This window comes from Kitasatospora sp. MY 5-36 (assembly GCF_001182915.1).
GTDB lineage: Bacteria > Actinomycetota > Actinomycetes > Streptomycetales > Streptomycetaceae > Kitasatospora.
Window position 1 is genome coordinate 1 of sequence record NZ_LFVW01001180.1, and the last position, 1,501, is coordinate 1,501.

General features: G+C 77.4%; 1 protein-coding gene. It reads left to right on the forward strand.

Annotated elements, in window-relative coordinates; translation table 11 throughout:
- On the forward strand, nt 1-1,501 hold a 1,501-nt coding region (locus AE652_RS41205), incomplete at both ends, for a condensation domain-containing protein (protein ID WP_049661102.1).

The following is a 1,501-nucleotide window of genomic DNA, read 5'->3' on the forward strand; positions in this document are numbered from 1 at the left end:
CCCGCGACCGCCGCACCGCCACCGCCCCCGCCCGACCCGTCGCGCCCGGCGGCCCGGCCGCACCCGTCGAGCCGGCCCCGCTCTCGCACGCCCAGCAGCGGATGTGGCTGATGGACCACCTCGGCCAGGGCGGCGCCCTCTACAACGTGCCGATCGCCACCCGGCTGCGCGGCCCGCTCGACCAGGCCGCCCTCGCCGCCGCGATCACCGGCCTGACCGAGCGGCACGCCGTCCTGCGCACCCGCTACCCGCGCCGGGGCGACCAGCCCTACCAGCAGACCGACCCGGTCGCCCCGGTGCCGCTGCCGGTGCTGGACGCCACCGGCCCCGAGCAGCTCCTCGCCGAGGCCGCCCGCCCGTTCGACCTCGCCGCCGGCCCGGTGCTGCGCGCCCTGCTGCTGCGACACGGTCCCGAGGACCACACACTGTTACTGACGATCCATCACATCGCGGTGGACGGCGGCTCGCTGCCGTTCATCGCCTCGGACATCGCCGCGCTGTACCGCGCCGGATGCGAGGGGGTTCCGGCCCAACTCCCGTCGGTGGCCCCCTCGTACGCCGACTACGCCCGCCAGGAGCGAGCCCGGGAGGCCGAGTTGACGGCCGCCGCCGACACCCTCGCGGCCGGTCTGTCCGGAGCCCGGCCGCTGTCGCTGCTGCGGCCCGTCCCATCCGGCGCCCGCGAGCGCCGCGCCGCCCTGCACGCCGCCCCGGTGGACCCCGCCGTGGTGGAAGGGCTGCGCGTCCTCGGCGCGCGGCACGGCGCCACGCTGTACACCGTCGTCCTGGCCGCCGCGTTCGCCGTGCTGCGCACCGCCTCCGGGCAGGACGACCTCGTCCTCGGCTGCGCCAGCGGCCACCGCGCGCGGCCCGAGTTCCGCCGGACCGTCGGCCTCGCCGTCAACACCCTCGCCGTGCGGACGAATCCGTCCGGAGACCCGTCGTTCGCCGAACTGCTCGGTCTCGTCCGCACCGCCCTGCTCGACGCCCAGCAGCACCACGAGGTGCCGTTCGACCTCGTGGTCGAGCGGCTCGGCGCGGCCTCGCGCGGGGCGGACGGCACCCCGCTGCTCTCGGTCAGCTGCGACCTGCTCCGGATCGCCGACCCGCTGGTGCTGCCCGGCCTCGACACCGAGAACGTCGAACTCGACCTGGGACTGGCCAAGTTCGGCCTCACCCTGCTGCTGGAGGACGGCCCGCGGCCGCGCGTCCTGGTCCAGCACGACCGGGACGCGCTGGACGCGACCACCGCCACCCGGCTCACCGACGCCTTCGCCGCGCTGCTCACCGCCGTGGCCGGCAACCCGGACCTGGCACTGTCCGCACTGCCCGGCGAGCGGCTGGCCGCCGCCGAACACCCCGTGGTGGCTGCCCTCACGGCCGATCCCGCGGTGGTCGAGGCGGCCGTCGTCGAGCACCCCGACGGCCCGCCGCTCGCCTACGCGGTGGTGCGAGGGCCCGTCGCGCCGACCGGCAGCGCCCTGCGGGCCGCCCTGCGCGG